Annotated in this window: 12 protein-coding genes; 2 read left to right on the forward strand and 10 right to left on the reverse strand. The window is 58.6% G+C overall.

Annotated elements, in window-relative coordinates; all coding sequences use genetic code 11:
- Positions 1–150: 150 nt before the first annotated feature.
- Together mobF and AB4Y71_RS15855 are read left to right on the forward strand one after the other, a co-directional pair.
- Positions 151–4,491 carry a MobF family relaxase gene (gene mobF / locus AB4Y71_RS15850; protein WP_441721949.1) on the forward strand — a complete coding sequence of 1,447 codons (4,341 nt, stop codon included), beginning with the start codon at positions 151–153 and terminating at the stop codon, positions 4,489–4,491.
- A 15-nt stretch (positions 4,492–4,506) separates the two neighbouring features.
- Positions 4,507–5,721: a hypothetical protein gene (locus AB4Y71_RS15855; RefSeq protein WP_441721866.1), complete on the forward strand. Its 1,215-nt coding sequence runs from the start codon at positions 4,507–4,509 to the stop codon at positions 5,719–5,721.
- A 190-nt stretch (positions 5,722–5,911) separates the two neighbouring features.
- On the opposite strand, the gene AB4Y71_RS15860 is transcribed toward AB4Y71_RS15855, so the two are convergent.
- The 10 genes from AB4Y71_RS15860 to AB4Y71_RS15905 all read right to left on the reverse strand — a co-directional run bounded on the left by AB4Y71_RS15860 (position 5,912) and on the right by AB4Y71_RS15905 (position 17,300).
- Entirely contained in the window at positions 5,912–6,475 is a 564-nt protein-coding gene (locus tag AB4Y71_RS15860; RefSeq protein WP_441721868.1) for a PIN domain-containing protein, read from the reverse strand.
- Between the two features lie 43 nt (positions 6,476–6,518).
- Entirely contained in the window at positions 6,519–6,953 is a 435-nt protein-coding gene (locus AB4Y71_RS15865; protein WP_441686406.1) for a helix-turn-helix domain-containing protein, read from the reverse strand.
- Positions 6,954–7,202: 249 nt separating this feature from the next.
- The gene (locus tag AB4Y71_RS15870; RefSeq protein WP_441721871.1) at positions 7,203–7,838 is read right to left on the reverse strand and encodes a DUF4913 domain-containing protein; all 636 of its coding nucleotides are present in this window, start codon (positions 7,836–7,838) and stop codon (positions 7,203–7,205) included.
- Positions 7,835–9,595: a type IV secretory system conjugative DNA transfer family protein gene (locus AB4Y71_RS15875; protein WP_441721874.1), complete on the reverse strand. Its 1,761-nt coding sequence runs from the start codon at positions 9,593–9,595 to the stop codon at positions 7,835–7,837. The genes AB4Y71_RS15870 and AB4Y71_RS15875 overlap by 4 nt, the downstream gene beginning before the upstream one ends.
- Positions 9,570–10,967 (reverse strand): ATP/GTP-binding protein, encoded by a 1,398-nt coding sequence (locus tag AB4Y71_RS15880; protein ID WP_441721877.1) that lies wholly within the window; start codon positions 10,965–10,967, stop codon positions 9,570–9,572. Before AB4Y71_RS15880 ends, AB4Y71_RS15875 begins: the two co-directional genes overlap by 26 nt.
- A gap of 212 nt (positions 10,968–11,179) precedes the next feature.
- Positions 11,180–12,820 (reverse strand): hypothetical protein, encoded by a 1,641-nt coding sequence (locus tag AB4Y71_RS15885; RefSeq protein ID WP_441721880.1) that lies wholly within the window; start codon positions 12,818–12,820, stop codon positions 11,180–11,182.
- A 9-nt stretch (positions 12,821–12,829) separates the two neighbouring features.
- Positions 12,830–14,923: a hypothetical protein gene (locus AB4Y71_RS15890; RefSeq protein WP_441721883.1), complete on the reverse strand. Its 2,094-nt coding sequence runs from the start codon at positions 14,921–14,923 to the stop codon at positions 12,830–12,832.
- Entirely contained in the window at positions 14,920–15,681 is a 762-nt protein-coding gene (locus tag AB4Y71_RS15895; RefSeq protein ID WP_441721886.1) for a hypothetical protein, read from the reverse strand. The genes AB4Y71_RS15890 and AB4Y71_RS15895 overlap by 4 nt, the downstream gene beginning before the upstream one ends.
- Positions 15,681–16,028: a hypothetical protein gene (locus AB4Y71_RS15900; RefSeq protein ID WP_441685890.1), complete on the reverse strand. Its 348-nt coding sequence runs from the start codon at positions 16,026–16,028 to the stop codon at positions 15,681–15,683. Before AB4Y71_RS15900 ends, AB4Y71_RS15895 begins: the two co-directional genes overlap by 1 nt.
- A 3-nt stretch (positions 16,029–16,031) precedes the next feature.
- Positions 16,032–17,300: a MinD/ParA family ATP-binding protein gene (locus AB4Y71_RS15905; RefSeq protein ID WP_441721889.1), complete on the reverse strand. Its 1,269-nt coding sequence runs from the start codon at positions 17,298–17,300 to the stop codon at positions 16,032–16,034.
- Positions 17,301–17,338: the final 38 nt, after the last annotated feature.

Consider the following 17,338-nt stretch of genomic DNA (forward strand, 5'->3'; position numbering starts at 1 on the left):
CCACTCGTACCTCGATTTGGCCGTCTCAAGATCTCTCACGCATCGTCGAAGTCCTCCGGCCCTATTTCTCCCCGATCCATCAAGAGTAGATCTGTCACACCTCTTGCATCCTCGATAAGTTTGGCCAGAATTGCTAGAGTCGAATCTGTGATGACCCTGCATAAGCTCAGTGCAGGGGACGGCTATCTCTACTACACCCGTGAAGTTGCCTCCGCTGACGAGTTGCGCTCACCGGATCGGAAGCTCGGGGATTACTACACCGTCACCGGCCACCCGCCAGGCATCTGGGGCGGCAGGGGAGCGAAGAACCTCGGCGTGCAAGGCGAAGTCACCGAAGAGCAAATGGAACTGCTCTACGGGCTAGGACAACACCCCTTAGCCGGCCAGATGGATCCGGTGTCGGGGGAGAAGATCCAAGCCCAGCTCGGGCAACGATATAAGCGGTTCGACCAGTTCGACGGCGAACTGGCCAAGAAAATCAACACCGTCATGGGCGACTTCGCCCGGCTCAAGCACCGCGAACCGACCGCTGACGAACGCCGCATCCTGCGTGCCAAAGCAGGCGGCGAACACTTCTACAAGCTCTATGGACGCAAGCCGAAGAACAAGGAAGAACTCTCCCAATTCATCTCCCGGCAAACCCATAAGGGCTCGAACGCGGTAGCTGGGTACGACATGGTGTTCTCTCCCTCCAAGAGCATCTCCTACCTCTGGGGCGTCAGCGACCGCAAGGTCCAAGAAGTCATTGAGAAAGCCCATCACGAGGCCATTGAAGACGCCATGAAGTACCTGGAAACCAATGCGGTCTTCACCCGCCGCGGCAAGAACGGCGTGCGTTCTGAAGACGTGGATGGCGGCCTGATCTACACGACCTTCCGGCACTACGACTCCCGTGATGGCGACCCGCAGCTGCACGACCACATCGTCGTCTCCAACAAAGTCATGGGGATGGATGGCAAGTGGGGTGCCATCGACGGGACCGTCCTGCACAAGTACGCGGTATCTGCCTCGGAGCATTACAACGCAAGGGTCATGCAGAACATCTGCCGCGACCTCGGCCTGGCCACCACTCAACGCACGGTGGAAGGCAAGCGTTCGATCACCGAAATCGGCGGTATCCCACTGGCCAGCATTGAGGCCGCTTCTTCACGCCGGAGCAACATCAAAGCCCAGCTGAAGAACCTCGTGGACGAGTTTGAAGAGAAGCATGGGCGGGTTCCGAGCCCGAAGCAGCTGATCAAGCTCTCCCAACAAGCGACCTTGGAAACCCGGGCCGAGAAGAAGAAAGGGCTCTCCCTTTCGGAGCTCACCGAGCACTGGCAAGACAAATTCTCAGGTGTTCCAGGGGCCTTGGTGGGGGATGAATTGTTCGCGGCCGCCCGTGAATACTCAGCCAGCCAGGAACCTGTTTATACACCAATCGACAAGCTGCCAGAAGAACAGATCCGTGAGCTGGCGCAGTCCACCATCACCCGACTGGAGCAGTCGCGAGCGACATGGAACCAGGCGCATGTGGAAGCAGAAGTGCGCCGCCAACTCACCAACCAGTACCAAGCCCAACCCGTATCTGATGCAGTCATCGCACAAGTCCGGGCCACCGCGATTGACTCCTTGAGCTTGAAAGTGACCCCTGAGCTGCCCGTGCCAGCACCGGTAGCGGGAGCAGTGGTGGCGGTGCACAAGTACCAGAAACCCCACGCCGCCCTCTATACCTCAGAGACGGTGATGGAAGCCGAATACAAGGTCCTGCAAGCCGCGCGCACCGACGTCATTCCCGCGGTCACGGCCGACCATTTCCAGAACGTACTCGACAGCTTCGAAGGCCGGTTGAATGAAGCTCAGGTGGCGTTGGCCCGCGAATTCTCCTGCAGCACCAAACTCCTCGTGGCAGGCATTGGACCGGCAGGCACCGGCAAAACCACCTCCATGAAACTGGCCGTCAACGCCATGAAGCAAGCCGATCACCACGTGATCGCCGTGGCACCTTCCGCCAAAGCCGCGACGTTGTTGGGCCATGAAGTCGGGGTGGAAGCGATGACCGTCGACCGGCTCCTGGCTAGCGAGGACAAGCTATCGCCAGGGGATGTGGTGATCATCGACGAAGCCGGCATGATCGGCACCACCCAATTCCTGGCCCTGATCGAACAAGCCAAAGAACACGGTGCCCTGGTCCGCGCCATTGGCGATGACAAGCAGCTCGCTGCCGTCGGTTCTGGCGGGATCCTGCGTCTGCTCAACCACGAAGAACAGCTCACCCACCTCGAAGAAATCCACCGGTTCCGGAACCCCGATGGCACACCGAACCTCGGCGAAGCCGCCGCGTCCTTGGCTCTGCGTGAAGCACCCGCAGTCGGCAAGGACGACCCGTGGGCGTACTACCGCAGTGAAGGAAAGATCAAAGCCGGCACCACCGGTGACATGGCAGACCAAGTGTTCGCTGCCTGGCAAAAAGACACCAACGAACAACGCACCTCCCTGATGCTGGCCGGCACCAACGAACAGGTCGCTGCCCTGAACCAGAAGGCTCAAGCCTACCGGCTGGGCAACAACGAACTGGATCCAACCCAGAAGATCACCGGCCGGAACGACACAGAGATCTATGTTGGCGATGTCATCCTGACCAAGAACAACGACCGCCGCCTCAGCGTCCACCAGGGCAAGGACTTCGTGAAGAACAACGACTCCTGGATAGTCGAAGGCATCGAATCAGGGCACCTGCTCGCCCGCCACCAACAACACCACGGCCTAGCTGTCATCCCCGCCGATTATGTTGCCGGAAGCGTCATCCTCGGGTATGCAGATACCGTGCATAGTGCCCAGGGCGCCACCGTAGACACCGCCCACGCACTGCTGACCAAAAACACTGACCGTGCCGGAGCGTATGTGGCGACCAGCCGCGGCAAATACGACAACCGCATCTATGTGGGACTCTCCGAAGGGGAACGTCCGGATGAGGTTCTGAACGGTATTGCCGCGCGGACTGACCTGAACCTCACCGCGCACGAGTCCATTAGCCGTGAATTCGAGCAGGCCCGAGACATTGAGGGACTAGGGACGATCTATCGGGACTTGGTGGACCAAGCCCAGAGTGCCAAGTACGAGCAGATTCTGTGCACTACCCTCAGCAGCCCGATCGCCCAGCCAATCCTTGACGACCCAGCCTGGGGCGCAGTTGCCCGACATATGGAGCGGGCCGAAGAAGCTGGGGTGAAGCTGGAAACCCTCATCGAGGACGCCTACTCCCAGCACGACTTCACCGAAGCCGACAGCATCGCCGCGATCCTCGCATGGCGCATGGACACCCTGCTCGAAAACCGCGAAGCCACCCTCACCACCGCCGAACGCCCACTACGCGCAGTCGACCAAGACCACCTGCTCGCGTTGAAAGAACACGCCCTGGACCGCTCCGAAGCCGCCGGGACCTCGTACCGGAAGAGCGCGGTCGAGCTTGCTGAAACTGAAAAGATCTCACCACTAACCCGCCGACTGTATGGTCACCTGACCGAGGAGGAGCTAGCGGCTCGAATCAAGCGCACCGATGGCGAACTGATCCGTCAGATCCCCTCAGACGTGGACAACAACGAAGCGTACCTGTCCTGGTCACTGGGCCGACTACAGGCAGAGCAGCAACTACGACAGGACATGCCAGAACCACTGGCCCAAGCAGAAATCCGCGACCGCGACCACAAGAACCTGGCCGCCACCAGCGGCACCGTCCTGCGGCGCATCAGCACCGAGCTGAAGCTGCGCGAACTGGAACAGACACCGTTCGAGAAGCGCCGTGAAGCGAACAGGTTGGGTGAGTGGTTCGCACCTCGTGAACCGTTGGCTGACCCGCGCCTGCCTGCGGCGTGGAAGGAGCAGATCGAAGCGTACCGTCCTGTGGTTGATGCTGAGCACCAGCGGCTCGGAGCAGAACTCGCCCAGAACCCACCAGCATGGCTTGAGGACCTGGGGCCAGTGCCTGGTCGGGCTGCCCGGGCTGAGGAGTGGCGCCGGCTGGCAGCGGAAATCGCCGCCTACCGCCACACCTACAACATCCCTGACGCTGAACCAGCTCTCCTGCCTACGCAGCACCTGAAGAACAATCCGGTGGCGCAGGATCTGCGCAACCGCACCGCGGCGCTGCATAAGCACTCCGAACTGACCACCCGCGAGCCAATGCCGGCCGAGGCAAAGGAACAGCTGATCCAGCAGAAGACGAATGAATCTGCCGCAACAGTGGGACAGTCAGACGCTGCGGCGAAGATCGCGGCGCTACGCCAACGAGCCCAAACCACGAGCGAGACCACCCCGAAGGAGAAGGAGAACGCCATGAGTACGAGCGAAAACCATGCAGGCCAGGAAAGGTCCGGGGCGGCTGAGGCGAATGAGTTGCTGGCCCGCCTGCGCAAAACCCAAGAGCAACAGCAACAAGTAGCTGATCAGCAGCGCAAGCTCAACGACGATGAAGCGCAGCGCCGCGGACCAGCTGGACCAACACTGAGATAAGAAGGAAGTCCAAGGGTGGGCCGTGGAGCACAGAACTACCTTGAAAACCGAGACTTAGCGCTCAGCCGTGAACAGCTTGAAGCGTTGTATGAGCGCGGCAAATCACCGATTGCGTTGATCGATGAAACCTACGGAACCTCAAACGACGAACATAAACAGCCTTTCTATCTGCTCACCGCGGTGCTGGTCGAACGTGAAGACCTGAAAACCCTTCGGGATTCATTGGACAGCTTTGAAACGAAAGCCGGGTTCTTTCACGCCACCGAGCAGTTCGGACAAGACCCGGCCAAGCTCACCGGTTTCCTGCGCCATATCAATAATTCCCCGGTCGATAGCGTCGTCACCGTCCAAACGATGATCAAGGATGACAATAAGAACCAAGCCCGCGATGACTGCCTCGTACGTCTGGCCTATGAACTGAACCGCGGTACTTCGCCGGTACAGCATCTGGTTCTGGAAAGCTTGAACCAATCCTCAGACCCGGGACGAAATCACCAGGACCAGCTGGTCGTGAAGCGCGCGGCCAGCCGCGGGCTGTTGGGTTCTGAGATGAGCGTCAGCCATGCCTCCCCGTATAACGAGAAGCTGTTATGGATGCCGGACGTGGTGTCTTGGGCGGTGCGCCAAGAGTTGATCCATGGGAATACCCAGTGGGTGCAGAACGTGGAGACGATTCGCTATGTTCATGCGATCGGCAAGGATCTGACCGCGGATTTGGGTGCAGAATCGGGGTTAAAAAGAAGAAACTCCCATGTGCCGCAGCAGAATCCGGGAGTCCGCAACCTTTACGGGCCTAAGGCCGGTGCCAGTTCCGTTTCTTCACCTTCCATTATAGAGCCCCTGCTAGAGGCTGCAACCGCAAGACAGCCTCAAGACCCAGAGGCTAAGGCCAGCGCTCTGGCAAGCCGACTAAGGGCTTACCGTCCCACGCCGGAAGACCGCTTCGTCGCCGGCACCAGCCGGAGAAGCGAGAAAACGATTGTTCACGGGGTGCAACAGTATGCCAGTGAACAAGTGGCTGAAGGTGCTCGGCCGCGAAAGAGCACTGAAGCGCTGATCGCACGGATCAAAGCATCCCCGCAGACGAGTGAGCCAGCATCAGCGGCTATCGAGGACATCATGGGCAAGCTGCAACGGATTAAACAACAACAAACCAACCAGCGGCGGCCATCGCTTGGTGAAAATGACCGACCAGCAAGACCAAGACCTGACGGGCCGCATCTTGTCTAAAAATAGTGATGCTGAGATGTGTCCTAGCCTTTTGTTCTTGTAATTTAATCAGGATTCTGGCTGGTTCAGTCTCAAATCTTAGACTCCGCGATATTCCAGACCGGTGGACCGCGGGAGAAAAGGCATAGGAATATAGGGTATTTGAATGGTGGATGTTACCTATACTGACCCTGGGGTTGCTGTTCTGCGTTTATTTTTTAAGGGCTAGACGTCGTATATGAGCTTGGACCTCTTGAGCGAATCGTGGACAACCGGCTTCGATCAGTGCTGTAGGCAAAGACTTACCGTTCTTCCTGCCCCAGTAGACTGCCTGATTTTCGGTAACATTTTGTACGGTTTTAGGCGAAGAAGTGTTGATCTCCATAAAGAATTCATCGCACGAGTACGCTTCGTAGAACGTATCTTCAGAAGTAAACCCAGTATCTTCTGTTAGGAGTATTTGAGCCCGGCAGGCGTTGGCGGCATAATGCACATGCCAATCTTCCCGATCCTCGATGTCGCTGACCTTACCGCCAGGGTAATCCGAGAGGATCTCATCGAAGATTTTTTGGCTCTTCTCGATCAGCTCGCTTACTAGACGCCCATCAGCTTCTGGATGCTTGTCCCTAAGCCTTGCTCCAGATTCAGTGATAACGTCCCATGTGGTGTGAATTTGAAACAGGCTACCCTGCGATTCTAGACGCAGGAGGAAAAGCCAATCGCGAAGCGTTCGGCTAAAGAGGACATTGGCATCGACAAAAACACGTTGGGGCATAATCTATATTTTGCCCTATGCCCCAACATGTTTTTGACTGTTTTTAGCCCTCGAGCTGGTCTTCGATATCGAGCAACTCTTGCATGGCGGTACGCCGAGACTGTTCCCGCTGGGATTTGAAAGCTAAAACGTCATCGCGTTTGAATCGTCGATGGGTTCCAACCTTGAAAGAAGGAATCTGCTCATCCTTTGCCATCTTTAGTAGCGTGGGTCGGGAAACTCCAAGCACATCCGCTGCGGTGTTACTTGTAAGCTCCTCGGGCAAAGTCGCGACGCTAACGCTTCCGTTAGCGGCCAGTGCATGAAATGCCAAATCAATAATTTTGGACAACTGGGCGGGTAGCTCACGTGTTTCCCCGTTAGCAAGTACTGCTGCGAAGCCGGTGATCCCAGTAGAGCGGGATTCGACTTCACGGCGAACAGTCAGAAGGTCATCCGAAGAGACGATAACTTCGTTTCTCAGCAATGTTGCACTCATGGCCTATCCTTTCCTGTCCTAGGCTGTCCTGTGCTGGCCTAGTCCGCTCTGTGCATCCAATATACCCCTTTTTCACTTATAAATGAAATCAAGCTGGTCAGTGGATTCACGATCGCTGTTGCCCAATGCTCGCCATGGAGGGAAAGCGGTAGAAGGAAAATGGGATGCTGGATCAGGTTTTCTTATTCCGAGCTAGACCCATATTTTTTGAGGTCTTTGAGGAGTAATCGGAACTCTTTCCTGCCACCTTCAGAGCGTAGATTTTTCGTCAATTCCGGTGTGCTCGGTGGCGTTTGTTTCGTCCGGTTGCTCGATTGGGTACGAGGCGGCCAGCCACTGTGCGAACTCATCCGTGAGTGCTTCCGGGACTGGATCCGTCCGTTCTGGGGCGCGGTGTTCGCGTCGGCAGCCGGCCATCCCGCCCTTATCCGCTGGGGCGTTCACGATATCCAGGACGTCGGGCAGATAACGCAGGTTCCAATACACCAGATCACTATTCGGGTTCTCACTCCCATAGTTCGCTGCCGTCCACGACGTATATAACCCGACGACCTGGGCAACGACGTTCGGGTGCAGGAACCAGCAGGCCGGGATCATGTTCGTGCTTTGCCCTGCACCGTAGGTTGCGTTCATCCATGGCAGCCACTGGTTGATCTTGGTCAGCAGTTCACTGATTTGTTTCGGGTTGGCCGCATAGAGATTCCACGGTGAAACCTCCTGCTCAGGTCCTATGCTGGTGAGTCGTTCGAGCTGGTTTGTGAGTTCCGCAAGAACTGTTTCTTGTGCTGCGAGGCCTTGCTCGACCTTTTCTTGACGTTCGATCAGCGGCTCAATCAGCGGAACGATCAGCTCGACGAGGTCATCGTGGGTTTGTGGTTCGCTCATCGGGCACCGCCAAGGGTTTCTGCCGACTGATTACCGTCATGGGTTTGGGTGGGTTCGTGGAAGATCTTTCCGCACCTGCGCAACGTTTGGTCTTTCATGTCTTTCAAGTCCTTATGGTCTTTGCGCTGCCACACCATTTCGGTATGCACCACATGTGGCGGCAGGTTCCGGTAGACGGCGGTGGCTTGCCCGAACCGCAGGTGCTTGAGCTCCTCAGCACGCACGACCGCTTTTTCCTCCGTGCTTTGGGTCATCGATCCGCCGGTCTTGCTCGAGGAGTGGCTGATACGCGGGGTGTCTCGCACTCCCATGTCATTCGCGTAGGTTTTCAGGTCTTCGCTGTTGATGCCGGGGAAGATCAGCTTCAAGCTCGCGTTGGATTCGATGGTTTTGGCTTCTTCCTTGCCCCAGCGTGCTTCGTTCTGGATGAAGGATTGGCTGATGCCGATGACTTGGATGCCTCGGCCGCCGGTGTCGGTGATGAGTTCTCCCATGTTGCTGAACGCGGCCACGTTCGGTGCCTCATCGAGGACCATGCGGAATACGGGCCAGAGCCGTCCGGAGGCGTACTGGCTGGATTTGCGGCGTGCTGCCCGATAGACCTGGTCCGCGAACATCGTGCTCAAGGTCCCCAACGGAGAGTTCTCCCCGTCGACCACGATATGCAGGGTGTTCGCTCCTTCAAGGAACGTGTTGATGTCGAAGGCTTCTTCCTTCCGGAAGCGGAACTGCGAGAGCACCCGTTCGGTGACCAGTGGTTCGGCGAGGGAGATGAGAGTGGCTTTGATGGAGTCTTCGGTTTCGCCGGCCCGCGATTCGGTGCGTTCGCGCAGGGGCTGGATGAAGGCCCGGGATTTGTGGTGGTCTTCAAGGATGGTGATGGGTTCGGGGTTGTGGGAGTCGAAGATCCACATGAGCAGGTCATCCATGGTGCGGTCTTCCAATGCTGCGGCGTGCAGGAGGCGGCCGAGGACGGTGCCGGCTTTGGCGCTGAACCAGGAACCATTCTTGGTGCCTTCCATCGGGGCAGCGTTAGCCCATGCCTTGCCGCGCTCTAAGGCTTCGTCTTCGTCTTCGCACCCGTAGATTGGGGTCCAGTTCACGGTGTTGGGCCAGCCGGTGATGTTTTCCCAGTCGCACACAAACACTTGCCCTTGTTTCTCCCGGGCAATAGCAGTCCACGCAACCACATCAGGTTTAGTTGAGGTAGCCAAAACAGGGCCGGGAGCGTTGAGGACCATGGGGATGACGATGCTGGAGGTCTTGCCACCGCGAGCTGGGGCATAGACCCACATGCTGTCTTCCAGCTGGATATACAGCGGGATTTTCTTCGACGCATTGGCATAGACCGCCAGGGCGATGAACGCTTCGGCGGTCTTCTTCGTAACCTGCTGCCCGTAGATCTGCCGGGCTTTGCGCCAAGCTGCGGTGAAGCCCATCATCGACGTAATCGCAGCCCCTTGCGGGGTGAATTTCTTCGCCTCGTCCCGCGAGCCAGTCCAGAGTTCGGTGAACAGCACATACGCCACGACCAGCACGGCTGCGAAGCCGCCGAGGATGAACCACGACGCGGTCGGCCAAGCCAGGTTCTCGTCGAAGGCGGCCTGGACTAGGTCCATCGGGTTCCACGAGATCCCAGTCCCGGTAGGGGTGAAGTGTTCGCCCCAGTTCAGTGCCACCAGGGCCAGGCCGGCGAGGATGGCGATGATCAGCCAGGCGGGGATTTCGCGGTTACGCTGCGTGGGGTTCGAGCTCATCGGTGATCACCTCGTTCATTTTCTGGGCGGTGAGGGCCTTGTCGGTGTCGGTGAGGATCTTTTCCACGTCGCTGCGCAGGTGCTTGACCTCGAACGGTGCTTCGTTGCCGATCTTCATCAGGCAAGTGCCTGTGGCCAAGTTCAAGATCGTGCCATAACTGGAGGCGGGCAGGTCGAACATTTCCACTGCAGCCCTAGCGTCCGGGGCTTTCTTCTGCTGATACACCAGGACGGTGTCGCATTCCTTGATGATCGCCTCGGCTTCGGTGCCGGGCGGGATGTCTGAGACGTGGTGGAACATGAACCAGTTCGACAGGCCGATGGCGCGGGAGACTTTCTGGTTGCGGCGGATCACTTTGGCGACGGAGGTTTGAACCACGTGCCAGGCTTCTTCGACGATGAAGTGCGTTTGGCGCCGGTTCTTGGCCCGGAAGAGCCGGTTGGTCATCCACGTGTTGATGACAGTCATGATGATCGCCAACGCCGGCCCGGTCTCGGGCAGTTGGGAGACGTCGAAGACGGTCAACCCGTCAGCGAGGATCACGTTCTCTGAGGTTTCGCCGTCAATCAGTCCGGAGAGATCTTCATCGACGAACCGTTCCAGTTCGAACGCCAGATCGTACCCCCATTCGCGCAAGACGGTCCGGTCGATCTGCAGTTCCTCGCAGTCGATCGGGGAGGGGGCGAGCATGCGGGCAATGACTAGCCCGATGGTGGGGGTACGGCCAGTAGCATGGGTTTCTTTGAGGACGCGGTGGTGGGCAGTGCGCATCGCTTTGCCTTCGCGGGAGGACACTGGCCGGCCGAGGACTTCGGTGGCGACCGCACGCAATAGCTGAGCTTGGCTTGGTGGGGCTTCGGAGCCGTTGGTGCGGGTGTCTTCGACTTCTGGGGAGATGGCCGGGTCGAAGATGTTCAGGCAGGCTCCGCCACCACCGATTTTGAAGGTGATCGGCTCGCGCCCGAAGAACCTAGAGAGGGCTGCGTATTCGCCTTCTTCCGGGTTGGAGTCTGAGGGTTTCTTGTCGACGACGATGACGTTGCGGTTCAGGATCAGCGGGCGCAGGCAGCCCCAGGTTTTGCCGCCGGAGCTTTTGGCGGAGCCGAGGTCGCCGATGAGGATGACGTTGGCGTTGTTCACGGTGTTCGGGTAGGCGAAGATCGGGTCGTGCATGACGCCCCATCCTGATTCCAGGTCTAGGCCGAAGAGCAGGCCTTTGTAGGAGGTGGGGGACCAGGGGACGGCGAGGTTGCTGATCTCTGTTTGCCGGGTGGTGCTGATCCCGCCTTCGGGGGCTGGGTCGTAGAGGCCGTAGGTGGATCCGGTGCGGGAGCGGCGGCCGGCGTCCCAGGACACGTCCGGGCGGGACATCTCGGCGGAAGTTTGGACGTTGCTGTTTCGCGTGCTTGCTAGTTTCCTAGCTTGCTTGGCTGCCCGGCGGTCCTTCCACGAAGCTTTCTTCGTGCCCTTTTGGTTGGTGGCGGTATCCGTAGGGGAGATAGGCCCGGATGCGGTCTTCCCAGGATTGCTGGGGCTGGTGGGCAGAAGAGTTGCACTGTTCACTTTCTTGAAATATTTCATGATTAACGGACCCCTCGTCCTAGCGGCATCACGGAAGCCAACGCCATATGGTGGCGGTCATCGAGCCAGATCAGCCGCTCGATCCCGCAATCAGTAGCCACCGATTCAATCTGCGTAGAAACAGCCAATAGTTCTTCTTCGGACTGCACGGTGAAGCTCAGGTACGCGCCCCATTTCACGCCGTGATGCCCGCTGCCTGGCATTAGGTCCAGTCCGCGTTGGTCTGAGGAGCTGGACATGACGTGCTCGGTTCCGTCACTGATTTTGCCTTTCTCGGCATCTGATTTGCGCTTGGCCTTATCACTGGTGCGATCAGAGACTGCTTGGGCACGCGCGGTGCGGGCATCAACCACTTCGTTAACCCACGACACCGAATGGATCACTGCGGGCACGATCCCGTTGACCAGCTGCCGCATGGACTGGACCGGCAGGGCGGAGCCGGCCATGAACCCATGCCGAGGAATATAAGCCACCCGAGTGTAAGCACGGTTATTCACCAAGACTGCTTTGGACGTCTTCGTAGCATCCAGGCGCTGCCAGACCGAACCGAGGTGTTGATCTTGATCGTCGATGCTGAACTGATACGGGTCCTGCAAATGGGAGAGGAGCGCGGCGGCCATGTTGGAGTTCACCGGCCGGAAGCTGCGGATCGCTTTATGTGTGACCGCTTGGGACATCAGTGCGTGGGCTTCGTTGACGATCGCGTCATGCACCGCCCGCGGACCAGGAGCCTGTGCGGTGATGGTGCGCTGCAGGGCGGCGAGGTTGTCGAAGCGCAGTACCCAGTAGGAGCGGTGTTGTTCGGCCTTCTGCTCCACATCCAAGCAGAGCTCCTGGTAGGAACGCACGAGGTGGTCGTGGGCTTTGGGGTGGACGTAGTCCGAGAGCCAAGAGATGTGGTCGGTGATGTCCAGGGGGACGGAGCGGGTGAAGCTTTGGATGTGGGAGATGGCGCTGGTGCGCCGGGCGGCTCGGGCGAGGACTTTGCCGAATCCGATGAACGGGATGTCTTCGATGTCTTCTTCCACGACACCTCCGGTGCTGCCGCGCACTTCGAAGATCGCGGTATAGAACACCGGGGTGGTGTTCGCATGTCGGAAGATGGTGAGGCGTTCGCGGGAGTTGAACGGCACTTCGGTGGCGCTCATCTTCCCGATCATCAACGGAGCCGGACGGTCCGTGATCTTGCGGCGTTGGGCCCGGCGTACTGCGAAACCTTTAGGACGCGGTGTCTTCTGCTGGTTCTGGGTTTTCTGGTTGTTCTGTGTTCTCTGCTTGCGCAGGGTTTTCTTCTCCTGTTCGGTGGCGTGCTGGTACGTCTTCAGACTCTCCGCAGCGGTTTGTTCGTGGACGGGGTCGAAGACATCATTTCCAGTGGTTTTCTGCCAGAACCGGTAAACCCGTTCGGTATAAATAGCCGCGAGGCTGCGCCCTTCGTTGATGGCGGTGGGCATCGTAGTCAGGATGCTGGCCACGGCCACGAAGAGCGCTGCGACGAGGAAGAAGAAACTGAACGATCCCAACATGATCAGGAACGCGGAGAGTGCGAGGCCAATGAAGAGGAGGAGCTTTTCGGGCAGGGAACGGCCTGAGAGCAGTCCGCGGGACTTGAACTCACCGCCGAGGGCAACGTGACGAGTCATGAGGGTCGATCAGTCCTTAAACGAATCCCAGGTATCGGGGTCGGAGTCCTGTTGGGCGATGCGGGCTTGGGCTGCCGCGTTGGACATGGCGTAGCGGGCGTTGGTGAGCATTCCGACTTTGCCGGTCCGCAACGGCCGGTACGCCTTGTTAGAGGTGGCATTGGTTGAAGCGTTGGCGGGACCTGCGGGTGGGGTTTGCCGGTCGGAAGCCCCAGCAGCCTGGCCAGCAGTCCCAGTACCGCCACCATCGGAAGCGGGCCCGTCAGCAGAGCCACCTTCAGCACTGCGGCCCGAAGAGCCCGTTGTCCCGGGATTGCCCGCGCCGTTGGATCCGCCGGGATGTCCTGTGCTGCCTGTTCGGGGGCTGATGGGCCGTTCCCTGGCCTGGGTCGGAGCACCCTGGCCCGGGTTTCCAGCAGACGACTGGACACCAGAAGAACCCTGAGGCTGGCTGGCCTCGGGACCGCCGGACGTACCGGCCCCTGACGCTGACGCTGAACCATCATCACCGCCACGAGCGGCGGCAGGTCCTTGGCCAGCAGCACCGGCTGCTGCCGAACCAGCATTTGCTGCAGAACTGCCCGATTGCCCATTACCGGCACGGGAACCAGAAGAAGAGGAGCCATTGGAAGCGCTGCCGCGACGGGAGGAGATCGCCCGACGCACTGCTCCTGCGCCGGCTCCGGCGAGTCCACCAGCCATGCCACCGGCCGCAGCACCGACACCAGCAGATATCTCGGGGGAGATCCCGCCGAAGTTCGCTTCACGGCTTTGGATAATCGGCATCCACCGGAAGATCGCAGCCGGGGAAAGCACAATCAGCAGCATGATGAACGCAGTCGCACCGAGGTTGCCCACATTGACCAGCACATCGTCGGTGCCTTCCTTGAACGCAGTCTGCGAGGCCAGGACCCCGAAGACGGCGCCCATGACGAGGAAGACCACGGGCTTGAGGATCAGCAATGTGGCGAGGGTGGAAGCGATCTTCAGAACATAGCGGCGGGTTTTCGGCGAGATGAGCATCCCGATCAGGGCGGCGATGGCCAGGCCCATGAGTTGCTGGAAGATCGGGATGAGCAGAAAGTAGATCATCAGGGCGATCGAGCCGATGAACAGCATCCCGAAGAAGATGATCGCCGCCAGCGGGCCGAACCAGCTGCTGGATTCCAGAGAAGCGAACCGTGAGATCACAGTGATGAAGTTGCTGATCATTTCCGCGGACCAGTCGGTGGCCCCTGAGGTCAGTGGGGCGATGCGTTGTTGGATTTCGTTCATGGCCCACGGCCCGTAGATCACCAGGAAGAGGCTGACAGGGAGGTAGTAGAGCAAGGAGTTGCTGAAGTCGTCGTCGCTGATCTCTCCGTTGCTGTGGTGCTTGAATAATGTGAGCAGCATGATGGAGAGGCCGACGACACCAATGCCTGCGTAGAGGGCCCAGCGGTCTTTGAACTCTTGGCTGGAGGCATCGAATTCGGTGGTGGAGGTGAGCTCTTCGAGGACTTTTGAGGTGAGTGCGATGGACTCTGTTTTGCTGCTGTTGGCGACTTCTTCGAGTCCGCTTTTCGGGTCGGCAACGAAGTCGATGGTGTTTCCGATGGCATCCGTGACGTTGAGGACTCCTTTGCCGAAGTCGCTTTGGTTAAGCCAATCTCGAATTTCGGCCCTGTTTTCGATCTTGTTCTGGGCGGACTGCTGGTCCCGTTTGCAGGTGTTGACAGCGCCCCAAGTCGCGCCTGCTTCATCAAGTGCGTCACAGAATCCCATGGCTAGTTCACCTTGAAATATGGAGGTCCCGCTGGGATACATGAGGAACAGGGCTTCTTTAGTCGTTTCTTCGCAGTCTTTTCCATTGAAGCTAAAGAGCTTGATGTTAGTGCTGTATATCAGGTCTGAGCATTTTTCTTTTGCCGCGGAGGAAATCAGGTCTTCTCGGATTTCCGTCTTTTGCGAATCTTCTAGCGCCTCGAACCGTTTCATTTCGTCTGTGGTGAGAACACTTTGGAGGTTGTCGGTGATTTCATCGGCGTAGCTTGGCACGAGCGTTGAGCTGAAGAGCAGCGTCAGCGTGCAGAGCATGAGCAGAGGCCGCAGGAATTTTTTCATTTGGCTAGCTGTACCCACCCATCTCGGGATAGCGGATTTCCTGAGGCGTCGACAAAGAGCTTGTTCAGCGTGGTTCCTACATTTGTAGGGGGCTGGTCTCCAGCTATGTATTGCAACTGATTGTCGCTGAACGGTGTGGCAGTGGTTGGTGAAGCGGTGTATTTCCAGTCGTTGTCTTCCCAGACCAGTTGCTGTACCGAGAAGTAGATCTTCGTGTATGCGGGGGAAGTCTGCCCATCAACAACGAACTCGGACCGAGCGACTCGGACCGGAACTTGGATGGTCGCGGCTTTTCCCTCTACGCAGTTGGCAACACGGTATAGGCCTGGCTCAAGCAGGGAATAGGTATCGGTCGCTTGGAATTCATTGGTGAGGACCCCAGAAGCTTCTATAAGCTCCTGGTTCTCTTCGGTAGAAGCAAAAATCTGCTTCATCGTAGCTTTCTGCTGGTCCCATGCCTTTGGGGAAGAAGAAAGAGGGGCTACGTAGTTCACTGCAGCGCGAACTGCGTCGTCACACGACGCCGTGTATCCGATAGGGGTTTTTCCGTCGGGTGCGGTCTTGGTTCCGCCTTCACCGAGGCGGATATGCGAGATCGGGAACCCGTACTCGCTGGTTTTTACTGGTGTGGTGGGGGTGGTGGCCGCCGAAGAATCGGATTGATCCTGATCTTGGGACATGAGGACACTGGCTACCACGACGAGGGCGATAGCCACCACCGCGACGATGAGGACAATGATTCTGCGGCGGCTGGTCATTAGAGCATCCCCGCCAATTTCAAGACCGCGCCGATGACGACGCCGAACGCGGCAACCGCGACCAGGGCAATGCCACGACGTTTCATCTCATCGGTATGATCGCCCAGCTCTTCATAATGGCCTTGCTTTTTCGCGCCTGCGAACTTGCCAAGGCTGGTCAGCAGCTTCACTGCCACATAGATCAGTACGACGCCCCAGATGACGCCGAGGATGATGCCCAGTGCGCTATCGAATCCATCGCCCAACGGCGAGATGTCGGGGGAGACGCCCTCAAACGGGTTTTTCACGGTCGTGGACTCTTTTTGTTCCGCAACGATGCTGAGCGCGGTGTGTACTGGTGCGAACACGGGTTAGTTCTCCTTGGTATTTCGTGGGGTCGTGTCGTTAGAGGCGGAATAGAAGAGTCCGGCGCTGACGGCAGCGGCGACTTTTTCAAAGGCACGCACTGACTCGTCAGTGGCGAGCTGCCAGTCGATCAGCCCGTTGGTGTCCAGGGCTGGCTCGTACGGGACGTTTAGGAATGTGGCGGTCTCGCCGAGTGCTTGCTCGAGCATGCGGCGCAGCTCTTTGCGGCGTTCCGTGGCTACGGCGCGGCGGTGGGAGCCTGGAGTGATGACCAAGACCGCATGCTCACACAGGCTGGCGTAGTGCTGGTTCCCGGTGACTTGGGACATCGCCTGCAGCTGTTCGATAGTGCGCAGGACAGAGACCACGGATTTGTCGTTGAGCTCAACTGGGAAGACGAGCTGGTCGGTGGCATCGATGCCTGCCAGCCAGTTCTCGGCTCGGGTGTTGTTGCCGGTGTCCAGTACGACGACATTCCAGAAGCGCTGGACGACTTCGAGCAGTTCGTTGAAAGTGGGACGGGTAAGCATTTGCATCCGGTCTGGATCTTCATCGGAAGCCAGCACGCTGAACCGGTTATCGCCTTGCGGGCGGGTGTAGTACTGGACATCGCCGCTGCGCGTCCGTTCGCTTTTCAGCTGCTCCAGGGCGTCGAGCAGGTCGATGATGGTCATGTTCGACCCGTTGGACCGGGTGCGCACCCCGAGGGTGCCCATGGTTTCGTTGTTGTCCATGGCCAGCACGTTGTGATCCGAGGTGTTGCCGATGGTGGAGGCCAGTGCGACGGTGAGGGATGTTTTCCCTGCGCCGCCGGCAGGTTGGGCGATGGTCACGGTGACCGGGCGCGGGTAGACCCGGCGGATTGAGGCGAGCGTGGCCCGGCGTGTCAGTTCTTGGGGTCCTGGTTTCGGGGCGATCAGCCCGCCAGTGAAGGTGCGGATCTTCTTTTGCCACCCTTCTTCGGCTGGCAATGGCGTTTCCAGGGCGTCGGAGCCTGTGATCGCGCTGCTGAGCGTTCCCGAGACCAGTGGGGTTCCTGAGCCGAGAGGTGTTTCGCTCGTCAAGGATTCCTGCATGTGCTCCGGATTCTCAGACGCGTCTGCTGATTCTTGCGTCGAGACGCTTGTGCTGGCAGTGCTCGATCCAGCTGCTGGTTCGTCGCTGGCTGGTTGCTGGGTGGGTGGGTTGCTGGTGTCCTCATTGGTGGGTGCTGGTTTCACCAGAAGGTCTGTTTTCATGCGGCGGCGTTCTTCGCCCGGCCAATCCCCGCTCATGCAGGTCCCCTTTCGTTCATCAAACCCATGGTATCAAT

Source organism: Glutamicibacter sp. MCAF14 (assembly GCF_052114325.1).
Taxonomy (GTDB): Bacteria; Actinomycetota; Actinomycetes; order Actinomycetales; family Micrococcaceae; genus Glutamicibacter; species Glutamicibacter arilaitensis.

Excerpts from the sequence above, each read along its gene's own strand:
- AB4Y71_RS15905 (WP_441721889.1), bottom strand. The coding sequence starts at position 17,300 with ATGAGCGGGGATTGGCCGGGCGAAGAACGCCGCCGCATGAAAACAGAC.
- AB4Y71_RS15890 (WP_441721883.1), bottom strand. The coding sequence starts at position 14,923 with ATGAAAAAATTCCTGCGGCCTCTGCTCATGCTCTGCACGCTGACGCTG.
- AB4Y71_RS15865 (WP_441686406.1), bottom strand. The coding sequence starts at position 6,953 with ATGAGTGCAACATTGCTGAGAAACGAAGTTATCGTCTCTTCGGATGAC.
- AB4Y71_RS15880 (WP_441721877.1), bottom strand. The coding sequence starts at position 10,967 with ATGTCCCGCCCGGACGTGTCCTGGGACGCCGGCCGCCGCTCCCGCACC.
- AB4Y71_RS15875 (WP_441721874.1), bottom strand. The coding sequence starts at position 9,595 with ATGAGCTCGAACCCCACGCAGCGTAACCGCGAAATCCCCGCCTGGCTG.
- mobF (WP_441721949.1), top strand. The coding sequence starts at position 151 with ATGACCCTGCATAAGCTCAGTGCAGGGGACGGCTATCTCTACTACACC.
- AB4Y71_RS15860 (WP_441721868.1), bottom strand. The coding sequence starts at position 6,475 with ATGCCCCAACGTGTTTTTGTCGATGCCAATGTCCTCTTTAGCCGAACG.
- AB4Y71_RS15895 (WP_441721886.1), bottom strand. The coding sequence starts at position 15,681 with ATGACCAGCCGCCGCAGAATCATTGTCCTCATCGTCGCGGTGGTGGCT.
- AB4Y71_RS15885 (WP_441721880.1), bottom strand. The coding sequence starts at position 12,820 with ATGACTCGTCACGTTGCCCTCGGCGGTGAGTTCAAGTCCCGCGGACTG.
- AB4Y71_RS15870 (WP_441721871.1), bottom strand. The coding sequence starts at position 7,838 with ATGAGCGAACCACAAACCCACGATGACCTCGTCGAGCTGATCGTTCCG.